20 protein-coding genes are annotated in these 22,582 nt (G+C 37.0%); 15 read left to right on the forward strand and 5 right to left on the reverse strand.

The window, feature by feature from the left end:
- Positions 1–3 precede the first annotated feature (3 nt).
- The 3 genes from EGX70_RS08725 to groL all read left to right on the forward strand — a co-directional run bounded on the left by EGX70_RS08725 (position 4) and on the right by groL (position 2,984).
- Complete coding sequence (locus tag EGX70_RS08725; protein WP_123948077.1) at positions 4–807, forward strand: ABC transporter ATP-binding protein; 804 nt, start codon at positions 4–6, stop codon at positions 805–807.
- Positions 808–981: 174 nt separating this feature from the next.
- Positions 982–1,266 (forward strand): co-chaperone GroES, encoded by a 285-nt coding sequence (gene groES, locus EGX70_RS08730; protein ID WP_000917302.1) that lies wholly within the window; start codon positions 982–984, stop codon positions 1,264–1,266.
- A 95-nt stretch (positions 1,267–1,361) separates the two neighbouring features.
- Positions 1,362–2,984 (forward strand): chaperonin GroEL, encoded by a 1,623-nt coding sequence (gene groL, locus EGX70_RS08735; protein WP_001029978.1) that lies wholly within the window; start codon positions 1,362–1,364, stop codon positions 2,982–2,984.
- A 34-nt stretch (positions 2,985–3,018) separates the two neighbouring features.
- On the opposite strand, the gene EGX70_RS08740 is transcribed toward groL, so the two are convergent.
- On the reverse strand, positions 3,019–3,381 hold the full coding sequence (locus tag EGX70_RS08740) for a hypothetical protein (RefSeq protein ID WP_001181223.1): 363 nt from the start codon (positions 3,379–3,381) through the stop codon (positions 3,019–3,021).
- Positions 3,382–3,393: 12 nt separating this feature from the next.
- Positions 3,394–4,131 (reverse strand): GntR family transcriptional regulator, encoded by a 738-nt coding sequence (locus EGX70_RS08745; RefSeq protein ID WP_001125582.1) that lies wholly within the window; start codon positions 4,129–4,131, stop codon positions 3,394–3,396.
- 157 nt (positions 4,132–4,288) lie between these two features.
- Here EGX70_RS08745 and udp point away from each other — a divergent pair, with 157 nt between their 5' ends.
- The 5 genes from udp (at position 4,289) to EGX70_RS08770 (ending at position 10,080) form a co-directional block, all read left to right on the forward strand.
- Positions 4,289–5,068 carry a uridine phosphorylase gene (gene udp, locus EGX70_RS08750; RefSeq protein WP_001182060.1) on the forward strand — a complete coding sequence of 260 codons (780 nt, stop codon included), beginning with the start codon at positions 4,289–4,291 and terminating at the stop codon, positions 5,066–5,068.
- Positions 5,069–5,088: 20 nt separating this feature from the next.
- Positions 5,089–6,291 (forward strand): NupC/NupG family nucleoside CNT transporter, encoded by a 1,203-nt coding sequence (locus EGX70_RS08755; RefSeq protein WP_001159688.1) that lies wholly within the window; start codon positions 5,089–5,091, stop codon positions 6,289–6,291.
- A 29-nt stretch (positions 6,292–6,320) separates the two neighbouring features.
- Positions 6,321–6,992 (forward strand): deoxyribose-phosphate aldolase, encoded by a 672-nt coding sequence (deoC, locus tag EGX70_RS08760; RefSeq protein WP_000453154.1) that lies wholly within the window; start codon positions 6,321–6,323, stop codon positions 6,990–6,992.
- Between the two features lie 66 nt (positions 6,993–7,058).
- Positions 7,059–8,270: a phosphopentomutase gene (locus EGX70_RS08765; RefSeq protein ID WP_000077187.1), complete on the forward strand. Its 1,212-nt coding sequence runs from the start codon at positions 7,059–7,061 to the stop codon at positions 8,268–8,270.
- Between the two features lie 169 nt (positions 8,271–8,439).
- Complete coding sequence (locus EGX70_RS08770; RefSeq protein WP_123948079.1) at positions 8,440–10,080, forward strand: zinc ribbon domain-containing protein; 1,641 nt, start codon at positions 8,440–8,442, stop codon at positions 10,078–10,080.
- A 24-nt stretch (positions 10,081–10,104) separates the two neighbouring features.
- Here EGX70_RS08770 and EGX70_RS08775 read toward each other — a convergent pair whose 3' ends face one another.
- On the reverse strand, positions 10,105–10,989 hold the full coding sequence (locus tag EGX70_RS08775) for an RluA family pseudouridine synthase (RefSeq protein WP_000010477.1): 885 nt from the start codon (positions 10,987–10,989) through the stop codon (positions 10,105–10,107).
- Between the two features lie 43 nt (positions 10,990–11,032).
- Here EGX70_RS08775 and pbp2a point away from each other — a divergent pair, with 43 nt between their 5' ends.
- From pbp2a to EGX70_RS08805, 6 genes are all read left to right on the forward strand, one after another.
- Positions 11,033–13,354 carry a penicillin-binding protein PBP2A gene (gene pbp2a / locus EGX70_RS08780; protein WP_000764812.1) on the forward strand — a complete coding sequence of 774 codons (2,322 nt, stop codon included), beginning with the start codon at positions 11,033–11,035 and terminating at the stop codon, positions 13,352–13,354.
- Between the two features lie 48 nt (positions 13,355–13,402).
- The gene (gene rpmG, locus EGX70_RS08785; protein WP_000057521.1) at positions 13,403–13,555 is read left to right on the forward strand and encodes a 50S ribosomal protein L33; all 153 of its coding nucleotides are present in this window, start codon (positions 13,403–13,405) and stop codon (positions 13,553–13,555) included.
- A gap of 35 nt (positions 13,556–13,590) precedes the next feature.
- A complete protein-coding gene (secE, locus tag EGX70_RS08790; protein WP_000497678.1) occupies positions 13,591–13,764 on the forward strand; it encodes a preprotein translocase subunit SecE in 174 nt (57 codons plus the stop codon).
- A gap of 310 nt (positions 13,765–14,074) precedes the next feature.
- Entirely contained in the window at positions 14,075–15,970 is a 1,896-nt protein-coding gene (locus tag EGX70_RS08795; protein ID WP_123948081.1) for a YSIRK-type signal peptide-containing protein, read from the forward strand.
- Between the two features lie 205 nt (positions 15,971–16,175).
- Complete coding sequence (gene nusG / locus EGX70_RS08800; protein WP_000887149.1) at positions 16,176–16,715, forward strand: transcription termination/antitermination protein NusG; 540 nt, start codon at positions 16,176–16,178, stop codon at positions 16,713–16,715.
- A gap of 137 nt (positions 16,716–16,852) precedes the next feature.
- Positions 16,853–17,698 carry a patatin family protein gene (locus tag EGX70_RS08805; RefSeq protein ID WP_000953628.1) on the forward strand — a complete coding sequence of 282 codons (846 nt, stop codon included), beginning with the start codon at positions 16,853–16,855 and terminating at the stop codon, positions 17,696–17,698.
- Between the two features lie 42 nt (positions 17,699–17,740).
- Here EGX70_RS08805 and EGX70_RS08810 read toward each other — a convergent pair whose 3' ends face one another.
- Complete coding sequence (locus EGX70_RS08810) at positions 17,741–18,988, reverse strand: MFS transporter (protein ID WP_000074727.1); 1,248 nt, start codon at positions 18,986–18,988, stop codon at positions 17,741–17,743.
- A 376-nt stretch (positions 18,989–19,364) separates the two neighbouring features.
- Here EGX70_RS08810 and leuS point away from each other — a divergent pair, with 376 nt between their 5' ends.
- Positions 19,365–21,866: a leucine--tRNA ligase gene (gene leuS / locus EGX70_RS08815; protein WP_000145177.1), complete on the forward strand. Its 2,502-nt coding sequence runs from the start codon at positions 19,365–19,367 to the stop codon at positions 21,864–21,866.
- Between the two features lie 89 nt (positions 21,867–21,955).
- On the opposite strand, the gene EGX70_RS08820 is transcribed toward leuS, so the two are convergent.
- Entirely contained in the window at positions 21,956–22,564 is a 609-nt protein-coding gene (locus tag EGX70_RS08820) for a hypothetical protein (protein WP_000903269.1), read from the reverse strand.
- Positions 22,565–22,582: the final 18 nt, after the last annotated feature.

The following is a 22,582-nucleotide window of genomic DNA, read 5'->3' on the forward strand; positions in this document are numbered from 1 at the left end:
AACATGTCATTACTTGAATTAGTCAATCTGCACAAAACTTTTGGAAAAGGAACTGTCAATGAGAACCATGTTTTACGTGGTTTAGATTTAACGATTGAAGACGGTGATTTTATTTCAGTAATTGGAGGTAACGGTGCAGGAAAATCAACCCTCCTTAACTGTATTGCTGGTCTAATCTCTATTGATCAGGGGGCAATCACATTAGACAACCAATCAATTACTAAAGACTCTGTAGAAAAACGGTCTAAGGATATTAGTCGAGTCTTTCAGGATCCTAGAATGGGAACTGCAACAAATTTGACGATTGAAGAAAATATGGCAATTGCACATAAAAGAGGCAATAAGCGTCACATTTTTAGACAGTCAGTGACTGACGATGACCGTCAACTATTTAAAAAGTCTCTATCACAATTAGGTCTAGGCTTAGAAAATCGAATGAAGACTGATGCTGCATTTTTATCTGGAGGTCAGCGTCAAGCCCTCACGTTAGCTATGGCAACTCTTGTTCGTCCCAAATTATTATTACTGGATGAACATACAGCGGCTCTAGATCCCAAAACTAGCGATATGGTTATGGAATTAACACAGAAAGTGATAGAAGAACAACGATTGACAGCCTTAATGATTACACACAATATGGAACATGCCATTGCTTATGGTAATCGTCTCGTGATGCTCTATCACGGGAAAATTGTTGTTGATGTTAAAGGAGAAGCAAAGAGAAACTTAACAGTTGCAGAATTAATGGAACTTTTCCATAAAAACTCAGGTCAACAGTTGATAGATGATGCCCTTGTCTTAGGTTAAAATATAAATTTCTCTAGTGAATGGACAGGATAACTAGGGAAATTTTTCTTGTTTGAAACGTGCCTTTTCTCTTGACTAATTCTGACCAAGTGATAGAATAGTTTTTGTAGTTAGCACTCTCTGTATAGGAGTGCTAAAAAATCAAAATATATCTCGTATGGAGGTTCGTTTATTATGTTAAAACCATTAGGTGATCGTGTGATCATTTCGTTTGTTGAAACTGAAGAGAAATCTGTCGGTGGTTTTGTTCTTGCAGGAGCAAGCCATGATGCGACAAAGACAGCCAAAGTTCTTGCTGTGGGTGACGGTATTCGTACCTTAACAGGGGAATTAGTTGCACCTAGCGTTGCAGAGGGTGATACTGTTTTAGTCGAAAATGGTGCTGGTTTGGAAGTTAAAGACGGTAACGAAAAAGTGACAGTTGTTCGTGAAAGTGACATTGTTGCTGTCGTTAAATAGGTTTTATTAAGCAAGAAAGGATATAGGCCTATTAGAGAAAAGTTGCTTTGTAAAGAAAGTAGACTTTGTTAAATTTTAGGCCTGGGTATTAAATTATGGCAAAAGATATTAAATTTTCAGCAGATGCCCGCTCAGCAATGGTGCGTGGTGTTGATATTTTAGCTGATACAGTCAAAGTAACATTAGGTCCTAAAGGCCGTAATGTTGTTCTTGAAAAAGCATTTGGTTCGCCTTTAATTACAAATGATGGTGTGACAATTGCTAAAGAAATTGAGCTAGAAGATCACTTTGAAAATATGGGAGCTAAACTTGTGTCAGAAGTGGCTTCAAAAACTAATGATATTGCAGGGGATGGCACTACAACTGCTACTGTTTTGACCCAAGCTATTGTACGGGAAGGTCTTAAAAATGTAACTGCAGGGGCGAATCCGATTGGTATTCGTCGTGGTATTGAAACAGCTGTTTCAGCAGCAGTTGAAGAGCTAAAAGAGATTGCACAACCAGTTTCAGGCAAAGAAGCTATTGCTCAAGTTGCAGCTGTGTCTTCACGTTCTGAAAAAGTTGGGGAATATATTTCTGAAGCTATGGAGCGCGTGGGTAATGATGGTGTTATCACTATTGAAGAATCGCGAGGTATGGAAACAGAGCTTGAAGTTGTAGAAGGAATGCAGTTTGACCGTGGGTACTTGTCACAGTATATGGTAACTGATAACGAGAAAATGGTCTCTGAACTTGAGAATCCGTATATCCTTATTACAGATAAGAAAATTTCAAATATCCAAGAAATTTTACCATTATTAGAAGAGGTTCTTAAAACAAATCGTCCATTGCTAATCATCGCTGATGATGTTGATGGAGAAGCTCTCCCAACGCTTGTTCTTAATAAAATTCGTGGAACTTTCAATGTCGTAGCTGTTAAAGCGCCTGGATTTGGTGATCGTCGTAAAGCCATGCTGGAAGATATTGCTATCCTAACAGGAGGAACTGTCGTTACTGAAGACCTTGGTTTAGACTTAAAAGATGCTACTATGCAAGTTTTAGGACAGTCTGCTAAAGTAACAGTAGATAAAGATTCTACTGTTATTGTCGAAGGTGCCGGTGACTCATCAGCAATTGCTAATCGCGTAGCTATCATTAAGTCACAGATGGAGGCTACAACTTCTGATTTTGATCGTGAAAAATTACAAGAACGACTTGCCAAGTTAGCCGGTGGTGTAGCAGTAATTAAAGTTGGTGCAGCGACTGAAACAGAATTAAAAGAGATGAAACTTCGCATCGAAGATGCGTTAAATGCAACGCGTGCTGCAGTTGAAGAAGGTATTGTTTCAGGTGGAGGTACGGCTCTTGTGAACGTTATTGAAAAAGTAGCGGCACTGAAACTTAATGGTGATGAGGAGACTGGACGTAATATTGTTCTTCGTGCTCTCGAAGAGCCTGTTCGTCAAATTGCTTACAATGCTGGATATGAAGGTTCAGTTATTATTGAACGTTTAAAACAGTCTGAAATTGGTACAGGATTTAATGCGGCTAATGGAGAATGGGTAGATATGGTTACCACAGGTATCATTGACCCTGTCAAAGTAACACGTTCTGCACTTCAAAATGCGGCATCTGTAGCAAGTCTTATCTTGACTACAGAAGCAGTAGTAGCAAATAAACCTGAACCAGAAGCTCCTACAGCTCCTGCAATGGATCCATCTATGATGGGTGGCTTCTAATCACTAACTTATCACAACATAAAACTCCCCTTTGTTAAAGGGGAGTTTTATGTTGTGATAATAGAGATATGATAGTCACTACCACTTGCGGTAAGAAGATCATAAGGATAGGCCATCCAATATTTGCCAGTAGTGGGAGGAAAAAAAGTAGCAAAACAATGATTGCTATTATCTTAGATTGAGATTGATAAGCTAAGAATTGAATTATGGCTAATAGAATTAAGTAACTAATAAGTATAAATAACATAGCAAAGAGCATTCCGTACCCAGCACCCATTGACGGTTCCTTTGGAGGGGCTAGAAAATAACTTAACTTAAAATAAGCGCCAACTATTAGGCCCATAATTAATTCGGTAAAAGTTATGAAAAAAGCAACTTTTAATAGTCTATTTTGCATAGGCTTGTCTCCTTAATGAGAGGTAATGGACAATTCAAAGTGCTCAATGGGAACGTAATGCTTATTACACATTAGTATTTTCTCTTGGTTAAAAATTGTTTCTTGTATTAATATGAATTGTCCATGATCGGATAGGGTATATTTGGTTGCTGAAAAATTGCCAGATGTCGCATATCCCAAATGGCTTTGTGAGTGGCTTGATATGCCTTCTTGATAGATACCTTCTTCAATGAAGTTTAACAACTGTTTAGTATCATGTAAAGAAATCTCAGCATCTGAAATAAGTTCGATAGGGATAAAAGAAAGTGTGTAAGCTAATGGTCCATCATCGGTGTGGTACCAACGATCAGCAATAACAACTACAGGGGTTTCTTGTTTAAGTGAAGCTGTGATAGCTTCTGCAGGAACCTCTACACGAAATTCTAATTCCACTTCTGTAATTTTGGAAGTTAGACAAGTTTTAATAGGGTGTTGTCTATTTTCGTAACCGTTTTCAGACAAGTTGCTAGAATTTTCTCTAATGAAATTACCTTTTCCTCTGATATTTTTAACCAAATGGTCTTCTTGTAATAGTGCTAATGACTTTCGTAAAGTAGCTCGACTAACATTAAGTTGCCCTGCTAATTCGGGCTCAGAAGGCAATTGCATTCCAGGAGAATAAGTACCGTCTTGGATCATGTTAAAAATCTTATTGTAGACTTGCACATGCTTTAGTTTATTTAGTTTATTATTTAGTTCATTTTTAGGCATTGTAACCTCCGTATACAAGTTAGTTTAATTGAAAAAATTAGAAAAATCAAGTTAAAAAATAAAACGTTTTCTTTCGATAAAAGCGTTTACAAAGGTTGTCTTGTATGTTATTATACAAGTGTAAAAAAATAGACAAGACATTAAGGAGGTCTTTATCATGCAGAATTATTCAGGTGAAGTCGGATTGCAATATCACCTACAGATTCGTCCAGGTGATGTAGGTCGTTATGTTATCATGCCAGGTGATCCAAAACGTTGTGCAAAAATTGCAGAACATTTTGATAATGCAGTTCTTGTAGCAGACAGCCGTGAATATGTTACTTATACAGGTACATTAAACGGTGAAAAAGTCAGTGTTACTTCAACTGGTATTGGTGGTCCATCAGCGTCTATTGCGATGGAAGAATTGAAACTCTGTGGCGCTGATACCTTTATCCGTGTTGGAACATGTGGTGGTATTGACCTTGATGTTAAAGGCGGAGACATCGTTATTGCAACTGGAGCTATCCGTATGGAAGGTACAAGTAAAGAATATGCTCCGATTGAATTTCCTGCTGTAGCTGACTTGGAGGTAACGAATGCTCTAGTTAATGCAGCTAAAAAGCTTGGTTACACAAGTCACGCAGGAGTAGTTCAATGTAAAGATGCATTTTATGGACAACATGAGCCAGAACGTATGCCAGTTAGTTATGAATTATTAAATAAATGGGAAGCATGGAAACGTCTGGGAACAAAAGCGTCTGAAATGGAATCTGCAGCTCTTTTTGTAGCAGCAAGTCATCTAGGAGTTCGTTGTGGATCAGATTTCCTTGTTGTTGGTAATCAAGAACGCAACGCTTTGGGTATGGATAACCCAATGGCTCATGACACAGAAGCAGCTATTCAAGTTGCTGTTGAAGCACTCCGCACACTTATTGAAAATGATAAATCACAATAAGCGAGGTTTTGGAAGTCATCATGCAATTTATTTATAGTATTATTGGTATTTTATTGGTATTAGGAATTGTGTATGCAATTTCTTTCAATCGTAAGAGTGTTTCTCTAAGTTTAATTGGAAAAGCTCTTATCGTTCAATTCATTATTGCGCTAATCTTAGTACGTATCCCACTAGGCCAACAAGTTGTTAGTGTTGTTTCAACTGGAGTTACTAAAGTAATCAACTGTGGTCAAGCTGGTTTAAATTTTGTGTTTGGTTCATTAGCAGATAGTGGAGCAAAAACTGGTTTTATTTTCGCCATTCAAACGCTTGGTAATATTGTTTTCTTATCTGCCCTAGTTAGTCTACTTTATTATGTAGGAATCCTTGGATTTGTAGTAAAATGGATAGGTAAGGGTGTTGGTAAAATTATGAAATCCTCAGAGGTTGAGAGTTTTGTTGCCGTAGCTAATATGTTTCTTGGTCAAACAGACAGTCCAATTTTGGTTAGCAAATACCTAGGTCGTATGACTGATAGTGAGATAATGGTTGTGTTGGTATCAGGTATGGGAAGTATGTCAGTTTCTATTCTTGGTGGCTACATTGCATTAGGCATTCCAATGGAATATCTCTTGATTGCTTCAACAATGGTTCCTATTGGCAGTATTCTCATTGCTAAAATCTTATTGCCTCAAACAGAACCTGTTCAAAAAATTGATGACATTAAGATGGATAATAAAGGTAATAACGCCAATGTGATTGATGCAATCGCTGAGGGTGCAAGCACAGGTGCACAAATGGCTTTCTCAATTGGTGCTAGTTTGATTGCCTTTGTTGGTTTAGTTTCTTTGATTAATATGATGTTAAGTGGATTGGGAATCCGCTTAGAACAAATCTTCTCATATGTTTTTGCTCCATTTGGTTTTCTTATGGGATTTGACCACAAAAACATTCTTCTAGAAGGAAACCTTCTTGGAAGTAAGTTGATTTTAAATGAGTTTGTTTCGTTCCAACAATTGGGTCACCTAATCAAATCTTTAGATTATCGTACAGCATTGGTAGCAACTATTTCACTTTGTGGTTTTGCTAATTTATCAAGTTTAGGTATTTGTGTTTCAGGTATTGCTGTTCTTTGTCCAGAGAAACGTGGCACCCTAGCTCGACTTGTTTTCCGTGCAATGATTGGTGGTATTGCTGTAAGTATGCTTAGCGCCTTTATCGTCGGTATTGTAACTCTATTCTAAAAGTTGACAAAAGAAAGAAGGATAGTAACGTGGAAGTAAAAGATATTTTAAAAACGGTAGACCATACTTTGCTAGCAACAACAGCAACATGGCCAGAAATCCAAACAATTTTAGATGATGCAATGGCTTATGAAACAGCTTCAGCATGTATTCCAGCCTCTTACGTCAAAAAAGCAGCAGAGTACGTTTCAGGTAAATTAGCTATTTGTACTGTTATTGGGTTCCCAAATGGCTATAGTACAACTGCAGCGAAGGTTTTTGAATGTCAAGATGCTATTAAAAATGGTGCTGATGAAATTGACATGGTCATTAATTTGACAGACGTTAAAAATGGGGATTTTGATACTGTTGAAGAAGAAATTCGTCAAATCAAGGCTGCATGTCAAGACCATATCTTAAAAGTTATCGTTGAGACATGTCAATTAACTAAAGAAGAACTTATCGAACTTTGTGGAGTTGTCACACGTTCAGGTGCAGACTTTATTAAAACCTCTACTGGTTTTTCGACAGCAGGTGCTACATTTGAAGATGTTGAAGTGATGGCAAAATATGTCGGCGAAGGTGTTAAAATTAAGGCAGCAGGTGGAATCTCATCATTGGAAGATGCTGAAAAATTTATTGCTTTAGGAGCTTCACGCTTGGGTACTAGCCGTATCATCAAGATTGTTAAGAACCAAAAAGTTGAAGAAGGCACTTATTAAATAATATAAAGGAAATAGGAAGGATGCTGGTCTGACTTCCTATTTTCAATTGATAAAGGAGAAGTTATGTCACAATTTGATCGCATTCACTTAGTTGTCTTAGATTCAGTGGGTATTGGAGCGGCACCAGATGCCAATGATTTTGTCAATGCAGGAGTTCCTGATGGTGCTTCAGACACGCTTGGCCACATTTCAAAAACAGTTGGACTTGCGGTGCCAAACATGGCTAAAATCGGACTTGGTAATATTCCTCGTCCCCAAGCGCTTAAGACCGTCCCTGCAGAAGAAAATCCAAGTGGCTACGCGACGAAGTTACAAGAAGTATCACTTGGTAAAGATACAATGACAGGGCATTGGGAGATCATGGGCTTAAATATTACAGAGCCATTTGATACTTTCTGGAATGGTTTTCCAGAAGATATCATCACAAAGATTGAGGATTTTTCAGGACGTAAAGTTATTCGTGAAGCGAATAAACCTTATTCAGGGACAGCTGTTATTGATGACTTCGGACCACGCCAAATGGAAACTGGTGAGCTCATCATCTATACCTCAGCTGATCCAGTCCTACAAATTGCAGCTCATGAGGATATCATCCCTCTAGAAGAACTCTACCGTATTTGTGAATATGCTCGTAGTATCACAATGGAGCGTCCAGCTCTCCTTGGTCGTATTATCGCTCGTCCATATGTAGGTGAACCAGGCAACTTTACGCGTACAGCCAATCGTCACGACTATGCAGTATCACCATTTGAAGATACCGTATTAAATAAACTAGATCAAGCTGGCATCGATACTTATGCTGTTGGTAAAATCAATGATATTTTTAATGGTTCAGGCATTAATCATGATATGGGACATAACAAATCAAATAGTCATGGTATTGATACTTTGATAAAAACAATGGGGTTATCAGAGTTTGAAAAAGGCTTCTCCTTTACTAATTTGGTTGACTTTGATGCTCTCTATGGTCACCGTCGTGATCCTCATGGCTATCGTGATTGTCTTCATGAGTTTGATGAGCGTCTTCCAGAGATCATTTCAGCAATGCGTGACAAAGACTTACTTTTGATCACTGCCGATCATGGTAATGACCCAACTTATGCAGGCACAGACCATACAAGAGAATACATTCCTCTCTTAGCCTATAGCCCATCCTTCACAGGAAACGGACTTATCCCAGTAGGGCATTTCGCAGATATTTCAGCAACAGTTGCGGATAACTTTGGTGTTGATACTGCGATGATTGGAGAGAGCTTCTTGCAGGACTTGGTATAATCATAGACAAAAATTTTAGAGGTTGAAATCGGATTATGGTTTCAATCCTTTTTTCGTTTTGTTATAATAGAAAAATAGCGGTTACAAGTACAAATACAGCTGTTTTATCAGTGTTGTAACTTTTCTTTAAGCAATTTACTTTAATATAAAGTGAATGAGAGGATAAGGTATGTTTGATTTTTTTAAGAAAAAAGTTGTTAAAGTGTGCTTAGTTATTTTTGGTATAGTTTTAGTATCACTTCTGAGTCTAGGATTCTTTTATTTTTCAAAGGGACAAGTACTTAGTCGTTTTGTAGCAGCACGTTCTCGTACGTCAGGTCAAGCGTTTGATAATATTAAAGAATACATGGTTTGGTCAGATACGGGAGAATCTATCACAAATGATGAGGCCAATTACGCTAATTTTGAGCCCTTGTCTAAAAGTGAGGCGCGTAAATTAGGGCAGGAAATAAAAGAAGGAAACAAAAATGATTCAATGTATCTAAAGCGTGTAGGTAGTCGCTTAGGTATATTCCCTGATTATCGTATTGCTAATAAGCCTATGTCTTTGACCTTGAAAACCAATGTTCCTAAATTGGATGTTTTGTTGAATCAAAAAAAGGTCGCAACAAGCAATTCAGATCATTTTTCAGTAACGGTGGAACGTTTACCTAGAACCCATTATACTGCTAGCCTTGAAGGGACTAGTGACGGAAAAGAGATTAAACTCAAAAAAGATTATGATGGTAAAAACCAAACTATTGATTTATCGGTCGCTTTTAAATCTTTTACAGTAACAAGTAATCTTATGGATGGTAATCTTTATTTTGGTGATAATCGTATTGCTAAATTAAAAGATGGTAGCTATTCCGTAGAGAATTATCCAGTGACTGATGGTTCAAAAGCTTATATCAAAAAGGTTTTTAATGATGGTGAGATAACCTCTCATAAACAAAAATTAATCTCTATCGCTGATAATCAGACAATCAAATTAGATGTTGATGGTTTATTAAATGAAAAAGAAGCTGGACAGAAATTGATAACTGCTTTCAATCAATTGATACTTTATGTATCAACTGGGCAAGACCCTCAGACTTTAGGAACAGTTTTTGGAAAAGGTGCCGAAAATGATTTTTACAAAGGATTGAAAGAAAGTATTAAAGCAAAATTTGTAACTGATAATCGTAAAGCGAGCCATTTCACTATTCCTAATATTGTCCTTAATAAAATGACACAGGTTGGGAAAGAAAGTTATCAAGTTAATTTTGCTGCCGATTATGATTTTAATTATGATAAATCAACAGATCCTGATAAGAAAACATATGGCCACATTATTCAGAATTTAACTGGTAATTTTATTATGAAAAAATCAGGAAATAGTTACCTTATTTCTAATGATGGTAAAAAAGATATCACAGTAGCTAAGGAAACTAATAAAGTTAAGGCTGATCCCGTTTCCATTTTTCCAGAGAACCTTGTAGGAAGTTGGAAAGGTGAAGTTGAGGACGGTACAGTAACGATGACTTTTGATAAGGATGGTAAAGTTACTCAGAAAAAAGTTTACAAGGATAGTAAATCTAAGGAAAGTAACCATTCTGCTAAAGTTACGAAGTTGGAGGATAAGGGAAATGGGCTCTACCTTTATCAATATGAATCAGGTACTGATACTACAACTTTTGTAACAGGAGGTATCGGTGGTCTTAAAGTTAAATACGCCTATGGAATAAAAATTGAAGGGAATAAGATCATCCCAGTAATCTGGCAGACATCTAGTGATGGAGAATTTGATTACCATAAACCACTACTCAGTAAGCCATTAACTAAGCAATAATGATTAAAAGGAGTTGGATAATTATTATCCAACTCCTTTTTTATAATTGTTTAAAATCTTCTCGAAAGTAGATGAAGGGGCCTCTACGCTAATAGTTTCGCAAGTTAGTGGATGAGATAGAGTCAATCGGTGAGCGTGTAGCATTAACCTTTCATTATTAGAAGAAGGGTTGTAGAGGGGATCTCCTATTAAAGGATGTCCGTGATGAGATAAGTGAATGCGAATTTGATGGGTTCTTCCGGTTTCCAGTCGGCATTTTATGAGACTACTATTTTGGGTATACTTCAAAACGTCAATGATTGTCATAGCATGTTGACCGTTTTTAGAATCAATGATTCGTTTACGTCTGTCATGACGGTTCCGTCCAATTTTGTCTCTCAAGACTTGATGCTTAGGTGAAAATTTTCCTTCAACTAAAGCCCAATATTCACGCCAAATTTCTTTTCGTTCTAAGCGTTGATTGATAAGGGGAAGTATAAATGGATTTTTAGCAAATAAAACAGCTCCACTGGTCTCCATATCTAGGCGATGAACAACATAGCATGTTTGTCCAGAATAGGCAGATACATGATTTAACAGTGCTATTTCATTTGGTTGGTTACCGTGAGTTTTCATACCTTCAGGTTTATTAACGATAATAAGATGTTCATCCTCATAAAGACAATCAATAAGCTCTGCTCTGCCCAGAGGAATTTTTTTAGTAGGGTAATCCTCATCATCAAAGATTAAGGTAATAGTATCGTTTTCTTGGACGACAGTTTGCCAATTAATGAATTCATTGTTTATAAGTACATGTTTTTTAACACGCAAAAAATGTCTAATCTTACGTGGAATCAAAAAATAATCTTCAAGGAGTTCTTTAACGGTATGTTCACCGTATGGATTTCTAATTTTTAATGAAAATGACATGGTTTTATTATAGCATTTTATTGAAAATTGATATAATAAGTCTATGAAATTATTTGATAAGTTTATAGACTTATTTCGTGTTGACGAAGACAACGACGAAATGACAAGAAAAAATGAACAAGAAACTAGAGAAGAAACTAGTAATTTGGATGGCGAAGAAGTCTATGATATTGATGATATTACCCGACCTAGTAAATCCCAGTATCAGCGAGGCATTCGTCACCAAAAGAAAAATGCTAAATCTCGACCTGAATGGCTACAAAAAGTTGATCGTTACCTCCCTTCTCCTAAGAATCCTATCCGTCGTTTTTGGCGGCGCTATCGTATTGGGAAGTTGCTTTTTATCGCCTTAATGGCTTTTATTCTTATATTTGGTAGCTATCTTTTTTATCTTTCTAAAACTGCTACAGTTAGTGATTTACAGAGTGCTCTAAAAACAACTACCACCATTTATGATAAGAATAAAGAATACGCTGGAAAACTTTCGGGACAAAAGGGAACTTATGTAGAGTTAAATGCTATTTCTGATCATCTCAAAAATGCTGTTATAGCAACTGAAGATAGAACTTTTTATGAAAATAATGGTGTAAACTTTAAGCGATTTTTTTTGGCAGTAGCTACACTTGGGAAATTTGGCGGAGGCTCAACTATTACCCAGCAATTAGCAAAAAATGCTTACTTGTCACAGGACCAAACGATTAAACGCAAGGCGCGTGAATTCTTTTTAGCGCTAGAATTGACTAAGAAATATAGCAAGGCTGAGATTCTGACCATGTATCTTAATAACTCTTATTTTGGTAATGGTGTTTGGGGTGTGGAAGATGCTAGTAGGAAATATTTTGGAACCAGTGCTGCTAATTTGACAGTAGATGAGGCTGCTACACTTGCTGGAATGCTTAAAGGGCCAGAAGTTTATAATCCTTATTATTCTGTTGAAAATGCAACTAACCGAAGAGATACTGTTTTGGCAGCGATGGTTGATGCAGGTAAACTAACCAAGTCTCAAGCTAAAGAAGCTGCTTCAATTGGTATGAAAAATAGATTAGCAGATACCTATGCTGGTAAAATTAATGATTACAGGTACCCATCCTATTTTGATGCTGTTGTCAATGAAGCCATTGATACTTATGGTATTTCAGAAAAAGATATTGTCAATAATGGCTATAAGATTTACACTGCATTAGATCAAAATTATCAATCAGGAATGCAAAAAACATTTGATGATACTAGCCTCTTCCCTGTATCTGACTATGATGGTCAATCTGCCCAAGGTGCTAGCGTAGCTTTAGATCCAAAAACTGGTGGTGTAAGAGGTTTAGTTGGACGTGTTCAAAGTACTAAAGATGCACAGTTTAGAAGTTTTAACTACGCGACTCAATCAAAGAGAAGTCCAGCCTCAACCATAAAACCTTTAGTTGTTTATTCACCAGCTATTGCTTCAGGATGGTCAATAGATAAAGAACTTCCTAATAAAGTTCAAGATTTTCATGGTTATAAACCAAGTAACTATGGTGGGATTGAGACTGAAAGTATCCCGATGTATCAAGCACTAGCTAATTCTTATAATATTCCTGCTGTTTATACTTTAGACAAACTAGGAATCAATAAAGCCTTTACTTATGGCAGGAAGTTTGGTCTAAATATGTCATCAGCAAACAAAGAGCTAGGAGTGGCGCTAGGTGGAAGTGTAACCACTAATCCTTTAGAAATGGCACAAGCTTACTCAACTTTTGCAAATGACGGTATAATGCATCGCGCTCATTTGATTACTCGAATTGAGACAGCTAATGGAAAATTAGTAAAGCAATTTACAGATAAGCCTAAGCGAGTTATTAGTCGCTCAGTGGCTAGTAAAATGACTAGTATGATGTTAGGAACATTCTCAAATGGTACAGCTATTAATGCCAATGTTTATGGTTATACAATGGCAGGTAAAACTGGAACAACCGAAACAGATTTTAACCCCAATTTGTCTGGAGACCAGTGGGTAGTCGGCTATACGCCTGATGTCGTTATTAGTCAATGGGTTGGGTTTAAGAAGACAGATAAACACCATTATTTGACAGATTCTAGTGCAGGTACAGCTTCAAATATATTTAGCACTCAAGCTTCATATATACTACCGTATACTAAGGGGTCTAGTTTTACTCATATTGAGAATGCTTATTTCCAAAACGGTATTGGTTCAGTTTATAATGCACAAGATGCTAGTAATACAACGAACCAAGAATCACGCTCAATTATTAATGATTTAAAAGATTCGGCAAGTAAGGCTGCACAAGATATTTCTAGAGCGGTGGAAGATTCAAATTTCCAAGAGAAGGTAAAAGATGCTTGGAATAGTCTAAAGGACTACTTTAGATAGCTTGCAGGATTATACAAATCATGTTAAAATAGCATTTATGGAGGCGTTATGGCACAAAAGAAAGCAAGCCTAGCGTGTACAGAATGCGGAAGCCGAAATTACTCAATCGGAGTAAGTAGCACCCCCAAGCCAACACGACTAGAAGTAAATAAATTTTGTAAATATTGTAAGAAATATACAATACACAAAGAAACGCGTTGATATAGCGTAACAAACTGCAAAAAGGAGAACTGATAATGTTTGTCAAAGGGATTTTTCAAGTATTGCGTGACACTACTTGGCCAAATCGAAAACAACGTTGGAAAGATTTTATTTCCATCTTGGAATACACTGTATTTTTCACAATCGTTATCTACATCTTTGACAAACTGTTAGCCGCAGGAGTCATGGACTTGATTAATCGATTTTAATAATAGATTATTTTAGATAGAAACAACCCAAACCCTTAGATTTTACTAAGGGTTTTTTGTGTGGAAAATAACATATATATCCGACTAGATTATAAAAAAATAATCTTTTGATTGTTTTTACTAGATTGTTGAGCAAAAAAATATTAAAAAAAAATATTTATTTTAATAAAATGTAAATAAATTAAAGAAAAGTGTTGAAATAAAAAGCTACAAGATATATAATTAGTTAAGGAACTCAAATTAAATTAAAATAAACGTGGTCCTATCCTAATAAATTAGGATTTTTAACTAACTATATAAAGGAGCGAATATGAATAATAACGAAAAAAAAGTAAAATACTTTTTAAGAAAAACAGCTTATGGTTTGGCCTCAATGTCAGCAGCGTTTGCTGTATGTAGTGGTATTGTACACGCGGATACTAGTTCAGGAATATCGGATTCAATTCCTCATAAGAAACAAGTTAATTTAGGGGCGGTTACTCTGAAGAATTTGATTTCTAAATATCGTGGTAATGACAAAGCTATTGCTATACTTCTAAGTAGAGTAGATGATTTTAATAGAGCATCACAGGATACACTTCCACAATTAATTAATAGTACTGAAGCAGAAATTAACAATACTTTACCTCAGGGACGAATTATTAAACAGAGTATACCAGTCGTAAGATTAAAAGTTGAGAGATTGGGAAGTGGTGCAATTAAGGCTGAGTCGATTAATAATATTAAAGCTGAATCAATTAATAAAATTCAGGGTAAATCAACTAATACAATTAAGGCTGAGTCCATTAATAAAATTAAAGTAGAGTCTATTAATACAATCAAAGCCGAATCAATTAATAAAATTCAAGCTAAGCCAATTAACACAATCAAAGCCGAGTCTATTAATACAATTAAGGCTGAATCAATTCATAAAATTAAACCTCAATCAATAAAAAGTACTAGTGCTACACATGTTAAAGTTAGTGATCAAGAACTAGCTAAGCAGTCAAGACGTTCTCAAGATATCATTAAATCATTAGGTTTCCTTTCATCAGACCAAAAAGATATTTTAGTTAAATCTATTAGCTCTTCAAAAGATTCGCAACTTATTCTTAAATTTGTAACACAAGCCACGCAACTGAATAATGCTGAATCAACAAAAGCTAAGCACATGGCTCAAAATGACGTGGCTTCAATAAAAAATATAAGCCTCGAAGTCTTAGAAGAATATAAAGAAAAAATTCAAAGAGCTAGCACTAAGAGTCAAGTTGATGAGCTTGTAGCAGAAGCTAAAAAAGTTGTTAATTCCAATAAAGAAACATTGGTAAATCAGGCCAATGGTAAAAAGCAAGAAATTGCTAAGTTAGAAAATTTATCTAACGATGAAATGTTGAGATATAATACTGCAATTGATAATGTAGTGAAACAGTATAATGAAGGTAAGCTCAATATTACTGATGCAATGAATGCTTTAAATAGTATTAAGCAAGCAGCACAGGAAGTTGCCCAGAAAAACTTACAAAAGCAGTATGCTAAAAAAATTGAAAGAATAAGTTTAAAAGGATTAGCGTTATCCAAAAAGGCTAAAGAAATTTATGAAAAGCATAAAAGTATTTTGCCTACACCTGGATATTATGCAGACTCTGTGGGAACTTATTTGAATAGGTTTAGAGATAAACGAACTTTCGGAAATAGAAGTGTTTGGACTGGTCAAAGTGGACTTGATGAAGCAAAAAAAATGCTTGATGAAGTCAAAAAGCTTTTAAAAGAACTTCAAGACCTTACCAGAGGTACTAAAGAAGATAAAAAACCAGACGTTAAGCCAGAGGCCAAACCAGACGTTAAGCCAGAAGCTAAGCCAGACGTTAAGCCAGAAGTTAAACCAGAGGCTAAGCCAGAAGTTAAACCAGACGTTAAGCCAGAGGCCAGACCAGAGGCTAAGCCAGAAGTTAAACCAGACGTTAAGCCAGAGGCCAAACCAGAGGCTAAGCCAGAAGTTAAACCAGACGTTAAGCCAGAGGCTAAACCAGAAGCCAAACCAGCAACCAAAAAATCGGTTAATACTAGCGGAAACTTGGCGGTTAAAAAAGCTATTGAAAACCAAAAGTATAGTAAAAAATTACCATCAACGGGTGAAGCCGCAAGTCCACTCTTAGCAATTGTATCACTAATTGTTATGTTAAGTGCAGGTCTTATTACGATAGTTTTAAAGCATAAAAAAAATTAAATTTATTTTTAAACATAAACCGAAAGGTCTATCCTTTCAAAATCTTAAGGCAAACCTCATCAGAACTTTGCCTTTTTTATTTGAATTTTAGAATGATTTAGTCGGTACTTTAATTGACAGCTTATTTTATTTTCTTTATAATATATATTGAAAATAGCAGTCCAATAAGCCGTAAAAGGCTTTTTTATTAAGGAAAGGAAAACTTATGTTAGATTCTTTTGATAAGGGTTGGTTTGTACTCCAAACCTACTCAGGTTATGAAAATAAAGTAAAGGAAAATCTCTTGCAACGTGCGCAAACTTATAATATGTTAGACAACATTTTGCGTGTGGAAATCCCTACTCAAACTGTAAATGTTGAGAAAAATGGGAAAACAAAAGAAATTGAAGAAAATCGCTTCCCAGGTTATGTACTTGTGGAAATGGTAATGACTGATGAAGCCTGGTTTGTTGTTCGTAATACTCCAAACGTTACTGGATTTGTTGGATCACACGGCAATCGCTCTAAACCAACACCGTTGTTAGAAGAAGAGATTCGTTCAATACTCATCTCAATGGGACAAACCGTTGATGTCTTTGATACTAATATCAAGGAAGGTGATGTTGTTCAAATCATTGATGGTGCTTTCATCGGACAAGAAGGACGTGTAGTTGAGATTGAGAATAACAAAGTTAAATTAATGATCAACATGTTCGGCTCAGAAACACAAGCAGAACTTGAGTTGTACCAAGTTGCAGAATTATAAAACAAAAAGGCTATGTTAGACGGTTGTTTATCATGGCTTTTTAGTTAACATGATCTAAACTTTATATTCTTTTTCAGAAAAAATAGCTATATTTTGCTATACTTTAATCAAATATCAATATTAGAAAGTGATTGCCTATGTTGTCTGTTGGTTTAGTTTTAGAGGGTGGCGGAATGAGAGGTCTTTATACTGCTGGAGTTTTAGATGCTTTTCTAGATGCAGGAATAAAAGTAGATGGTATCATATCTGTCTCTGCTGGTGCATTGTTTGGTGTTAATTTTGTATCTAGACAACGAGAGAGGGCTTTGCGATACAATAAAAAGTATTTATCCCACCCTAAATATATGAGTCTAAGGTCATGGCTTCGAACAGGGAATTTTGTTAATAAAGATTTCACCTATTATGAAGTTCCTATGAAATTGGATGTATTTGACGATGAAGCATTTAAAAAATCAAGTATTGATTTTTACGCAGTTGCTACAGAGATGACATCTGGTAAACCTGAGTATTTTAAAATTGATAGTGTTTTTGAACAAATGGAAATTTTACGTGCTAGTTCAGCATTACCAGTAGTCTCAAAGATGGTTGTTTGGCAGGGGAAAAAGTACTTAGATGGTGGTTTATCTGATAGTATTCCCGTTGATTTTGCCCGTGGTTTAGGATTTGACAAGTTGATTGTTGTGATGACTAGGCCGCTCAATTATCAGAAAAAGCCTTCAAGTGGACGATTGTATAAAACTCTGTATAGGAAATATCCTAATTTTGTAAAGACAGCCTCGAACCGGTACCAACAGTATAATAATAGCCTTGAAAAGGTCATGAGCCTTGAAAAAACAGGCGATCTATTTGCAATTAGACCAAGTAAGAGCTTGGTTATTGGCCGCTTAGAGAAGAATCCGGATAAACTTGATAGTATTTATCAGCTTGGTATGAAAGATGCTAAAAGTGGGATGCCTGAGCTGAATAGTTATCTAATGAAATAAAGAAAACAGTATTTCTCAATTGAGGAATACTGTTTTGTAATATCAGTCAGTTGGTTTGACATCTAATTGTGTTAAATTAGTGTGATATTTTTGATGTTTTAATTGCTTAATGCTTAGCATTGATAAGAAACTAACGATATAGAGACTTGCTAAGAAAAGCATGACCATAGAGACATTTGAAACGTCTAGAATCATTCCGATGATAACAGACGAAAAGCCACCTATTGCACGACCAACATTTAAGATAAGATTGTTAGCTGTTGAACGAATATGATGTGGATAGAGACGTGTAATCATGGCACCATAGCCTGCAAACATACCATTAACAAAGAATCCGACAACTGCCCCGCCTATAATCATAGAAGGCATTGTTGTTGCAAATTGAAAGAGATAGACACAAATTGCAGATGATAGAAGGAAACACCCGTATACTAAACGCGGTCCAAATTTATCTAACAATTGACCAAATACTAGCATGCCAAGGCACATTCCAAGAATGGTTGCAATCATCCATAATGATGAATTCTTGACAGAAACGTTTAAGTTGGTTTGGATAATAGTTGGTAACCAGTTCATCATGCCAAAGAATCCGGCAATCTGAACAGTTGTCATAACCATTAGTGCTAGGCTCTGTGTGGCTAATACAGGAGTATCAAATAAAGCTTTTATACTGATATCTAGAGGTTCATCATCTGCGTCTGTATTATATTGATCTAAGATATCTTTATCATCAATAGCAAATTGCATCCATAGGACGAGAACTATAGGGAGAAGGCCAAAGAGAAAAAGTCCCCGCCAACCGAGTGCTGGGGCTAGCCATCCTGCTAAGAGTGCTGAGCTAATAGATCCAACTTGACCAGCTATACCATTTAGTGAAGAAATCCGGCCCATTTTATTAGCTGGGACAATTCCTGCCATAATGGCAATAGCGATACCATATTCGCCACCAACACCAATTCCTGCAATGAAGCGCATGATATAGAGATATGATAAATTAGTAGTGAAGAAAACTAAACCAGTTGCGATTGAAAAGATTAGAATCGTCCATTTGAAAACTTTAAATTTATTGTAGCGATCAGCTAATAAACCAAATATTAGTCCTCCCACGAGCATTCCCAAGTTGGTAATTGTCCCAATCCAACCAGCCTGTGCCGCAGATAAATGAAGATCAGTAATGATAGTTGACATAGAAAATGCAAGGAACATGATATTTAAATCATCGGTCCCGGATGCGACAATGGCAGCGATTAGGGCGCGCCAATTATTCTTATTGATATTTAATGGTGACATAAGTCTCCTCCTTTAATGATGGCTCACAGACCACCGTTATTAAATACTGTCAATAGAAAAAATTCTAAAACAGAGATGTCATAGCTGCTTCAACTCATTATAATGTAAAAGAAAAAACTCAAGATGCTACCCTTGAGTTCTATAAACGCTCGCAAAAATAGTAGGATTTCTGTATAGAATCCTATTTTGGTCGCTTATATGTCTCACAGGACACGGTTAAAGCATTATGTCATTTGGAAATAGTATAGAGTAAGTTTAGTTTATTGTCAAGGATAAGTGGGGAGAGAACCTGCTGTTGAGGGTATTTTCACCTTTTTTATTGCTATTTTTCGTGTTATAATAAGAAGACTATACTTTTTTGACATGGAGAAGTGCGATGACATTCTATAATCACAAAGAAATCGAACCCAAATGGCAAGCCTTTTGGGCAGATAATCATACTTTTAAAACAGGAACAGATGCATCAAAACCTAAGTTTTATGCCCTAGATATGTTCCCATACCCATCTGGAGCTGGTCTCCACGTTGGTCACCCAGAAGGCTATACAGCAACTGATATTCTCAGCCGTTTCAAACGTGCCCAAGGTCACAATGTCCTCCACCCAATGGGTTGGGATGCCTTTGGACTTCCTGCTGAGCAGTACGCTATGGATACTGGTAATGACCCAGCCGAGTTTACAGCTGAAAACATCGCTAACTTTAAGCGCCAGATTAACGCTCTTGGCTTCTCATACGACTGGGATCGCGAAGTCAACACAACTGACCCTAACTACTACAAGTGGACACAGTGGATCTTTACTAAGCTTTATGAAAAAGGCCTAGCCTATGAAGCTGAAGTTCCCGTTAACTGGGTTGAAGAATTGGGAACGGCCATCGCCAACGAAGAGGTTCTTCCAGATGGCACATCAGAACGTGGCGGCTACCCAGTTGTCAGAAAACCAATGCGCCAATGGATGCTCAAAATCACTGCCTATGCAGAGCGCTTGCTAGAAGACTTGGAAGAAGTTGACTGGCCAGAATCAATTAAGGACATGCAACGCAACTGGATTGGTAAATCAACTGGTGCCAATGTAACCTTCAAGGTTAAGGATACAGATAAGGACTTCACTGTCTTCACAACACGTCCTGACACCCTTTTTGGTGCAACTTACGCAGTTCTTGCTCCTGAACATGCCTTGGTTGATGCTATTACAACAGCTGACCAAGCAGAAGCTGTTGCCGAATACAAACGTCAAGCAAGTCTTAAATCAGATCTTGCCCGTACAGACCTTGCTAAAGAAAAAACAGGTGTCTGGACAGGTGCCTATGCTATTAACCCAGTTAATGGTAAAGAAATTCCAGTTTGGATTGCGGACTATGTCCTTGCCAGCTACGGTACAGGTGCTATCATGGCTGTTCCAGCCCACGATGAACGTGACTGGGAATTCGCAAAACAATTTAAGCTAGACATCATTCCAGTTCTTGAAGGTGGTAATGTTGAAGAGGCTGCCTTTACAGAAGACGGTCTTCACATCAACTCAGACTTCCTAGATGGTCTCGATAAAGCGTCAGCTATTGCCAAAATGGTCGAATGGCTTGAAGCAGAAGGTGTTGGTAATGAGAAAGTCACTTACCGTCTCCGCGACTGGCTCTTCAGCCGTCAACGTTACTGGGGTGAGCCAATCCCAATCATCCACTGGGAAGATGGGACATCAACAGCGGTTCCTGAGAGTGAATTGCCACTGGTTCTTCCAGTAACCAAGGATATCCGTCCTTCAGGTACTGGTGAGAGCCCACTTGCTAACTTGACAGACTGGTTGGAAGTGACTCGTGAAGATGGTGTTAAAGGTCGTCGTGAGACTAACACCATGCCACAATGGGCAGGTTCAAGCTGGTACTATCTCCGTTACATTGATCCACACAACACCGAAAAACTGGCTGATGAGGAACTTCTCAAACAATGGTTGCCAGTTGATATCTATGTCGGTGGTGCAGAGCATGCCGTGCTTCACCTTCTCTACGCTCGCTTCTGGCACAAGGTTCTTTACGATCTCGGTGTCGTACCTACCAAAGAGCCATTCCAAAAACTCTTTAACCAAGGGATGATTTTGGGAACAAGCTACCGCGACAGCCGTGGTGCACTTGTGGCAACTGACAAGGTTGAAAAACGTGATGGTAGCTTCTTCCATGTGGAAACTGGGGAAGAGCTTGAACAAGCACCAGCTAAGATGTCTAAATCACTTAAGAACGTTGTCAACCCAGATGATGTTGTTGAACAGTACGGTGCTGACACCCTTCGTGTTTACGAGATGTTCATGGGACCACTTGACGCTTCAATCGCTTGGTCTGAGGAAGGTCTTGAAGGCTCACGTAAGTTCTTGGACCGTGTTTACCGTTTGATCACGACTAAAGAGATTACTAAGGAAAATAGCGGAGCCCTTGACAAGGTTTACAACGAAACCGTTAAGGCTGTTACTGAGCAAGTTGACCAAATGAAATTCAACACAGCTATCGCTCAGCTCATGGTCTTTGTCAATGCAGCTAACAAGGAAGACAAACTCTTTAGCGACTATGCCAAAGGCTTTGTTCAATTGATTGCACCATTCGCACCACACTTAGGTGAGGAGCTCTGGCAAGTCTTGACAGCCTCAGGTGAGTCAATCTCTTACGTGCCATGGCCAAGCTATGACGAAAGTAAATTGGTTGAAAACGAAATTGAAATCGTTGTCCAAATCAAAGGTAAGGTCAAAGCTAAACTTGTAGTTGCTAAAGACCTTTCACGCGAAGAATTACAAGATCTTGCCCTTGCTAACGAAAAAGTCCAATCCGAAATCGCTGGCAAAGACATCATCAAAGTCATCGCAGTACCAAACAAACTGGTTAATATTGTGGTGAAATAAGATAAAGATTTTACTAGAAATAGTGATATTTACGCGTATAAAATCCCAAAAGTTTATGAACTTTTGGGATTTTTCTATTTTTAGCTAAATCAGTCAGCTCGTACTGTTTTTTTAGCATAGTAAGTTTTTAATACCTCTTTTGTAATACCATGTTTTTGATAGATTTTTTCGATTTTTGACGTTAATATTTTTAGTTCTTTATTTTGGTTTTCAATAGAGTTATCAAATTTTTGATAGCGGTCGTTCAACCTTGTCTCAAGGTAAGCACGTTGTTCAAAATATAATTTTAATCTATTTTTTTCGTTAGTGGATAGGTTTGTCTTATCAATCAATTTTTTGACCTCACTTGTGCTATCCCATGTTTGATTATCAATAGAAGTATAGAATTTAGTTAGTAGACGTTTATTTTGCTTCTCTAGTTGGTTGATATCTTTGTTAATATACAATTCAATAACTTTTAAATCTTTTGCTTTTTTGACTTCAATATGTCGTTGGATATGGTCGATTTTAGCGTAGAGAGGAGCAGCTTCTTTATCTGCAACTTTTAACTTATGTTCAATAGTTTTTTGACTCATATGAACAGTTGATGTTTTTTGTGATTGTTCAGCCGTTACATGATTTGGTTGTAAACTCGTATATGTTGCTAAAGAGAGAACGGCAATAAGCGATAAGGAATGTATTTTTTTAGAATGTAACATATAAAAACTCACTTTCTT

The sequence above is a fragment of the Streptococcus sp. FDAARGOS_522 genome (genome assembly GCF_003812445.1).
GTDB lineage: Bacteria > Bacillota > Bacilli > Lactobacillales > Streptococcaceae > Streptococcus > Streptococcus agalactiae.

What these genes read in the sequence shown, in the direction of transcription:
- EGX70_RS08820 (WP_000903269.1), bottom strand. Translation starts at nt 22,564, where the DNA reads ATGTTACATTCTAAAAAAATACATTCCTTATCGCTTATTGCCGTTCTC.
- pbp2a (WP_000764812.1), top strand. Translation starts at nt 11,033, where the DNA reads ATGAAATTATTTGATAAGTTTATAGACTTATTTCGTGTTGACGAAGAC.
- EGX70_RS08810 (WP_000074727.1), bottom strand. Translation starts at nt 18,988, where the DNA reads ATGTCACCATTAAATATCAATAAGAATAATTGGCGCGCCCTAATCGCT.
- EGX70_RS08740 (WP_001181223.1), bottom strand. Translation starts at nt 3,381, where the DNA reads ATGCAAAATAGACTATTAAAAGTTGCTTTTTTCATAACTTTTACCGAA.
- rpmG (WP_000057521.1), top strand. Translation starts at nt 13,403, where the DNA reads ATGGCACAAAAGAAAGCAAGCCTAGCGTGTACAGAATGCGGAAGCCGA.
- groL (WP_001029978.1), top strand. Translation starts at nt 1,362, where the DNA reads ATGGCAAAAGATATTAAATTTTCAGCAGATGCCCGCTCAGCAATGGTG.
- nusG (WP_000887149.1), top strand. Translation starts at nt 16,176, where the DNA reads ATGTTAGATTCTTTTGATAAGGGTTGGTTTGTACTCCAAACCTACTCA.
- EGX70_RS08765 (WP_000077187.1), top strand. Translation starts at nt 7,059, where the DNA reads ATGTCACAATTTGATCGCATTCACTTAGTTGTCTTAGATTCAGTGGGT.
- EGX70_RS08805 (WP_000953628.1), top strand. Translation starts at nt 16,853, where the DNA reads ATGTTGTCTGTTGGTTTAGTTTTAGAGGGTGGCGGAATGAGAGGTCTT.
- EGX70_RS08755 (WP_001159688.1), top strand. Translation starts at nt 5,089, where the DNA reads ATGCAATTTATTTATAGTATTATTGGTATTTTATTGGTATTAGGAATT.
- leuS (WP_000145177.1), top strand. Translation starts at nt 19,365, where the DNA reads ATGACATTCTATAATCACAAAGAAATCGAACCCAAATGGCAAGCCTTT.
- EGX70_RS08745 (WP_001125582.1), bottom strand. Translation starts at nt 4,131, where the DNA reads ATGCCTAAAAATGAACTAAATAATAAACTAAATAAACTAAAGCATGTG.
- groES (WP_000917302.1), top strand. Translation starts at nt 982, where the DNA reads ATGTTAAAACCATTAGGTGATCGTGTGATCATTTCGTTTGTTGAAACT.
- secE (WP_000497678.1), top strand. Translation starts at nt 13,591, where the DNA reads ATGTTTGTCAAAGGGATTTTTCAAGTATTGCGTGACACTACTTGGCCA.
- EGX70_RS08795 (WP_123948081.1), top strand. Translation starts at nt 14,075, where the DNA reads ATGAATAATAACGAAAAAAAAGTAAAATACTTTTTAAGAAAAACAGCT.
- EGX70_RS08770 (WP_123948079.1), top strand. Translation starts at nt 8,440, where the DNA reads ATGTTTGATTTTTTTAAGAAAAAAGTTGTTAAAGTGTGCTTAGTTATT.
- EGX70_RS08775 (WP_000010477.1), bottom strand. Translation starts at nt 10,989, where the DNA reads ATGTCATTTTCATTAAAAATTAGAAATCCATACGGTGAACATACCGTT.
- EGX70_RS08725 (WP_123948077.1), top strand. Translation starts at nt 4, where the DNA reads ATGTCATTACTTGAATTAGTCAATCTGCACAAAACTTTTGGAAAAGGA.
- udp (WP_001182060.1), top strand. Translation starts at nt 4,289, where the DNA reads ATGCAGAATTATTCAGGTGAAGTCGGATTGCAATATCACCTACAGATT.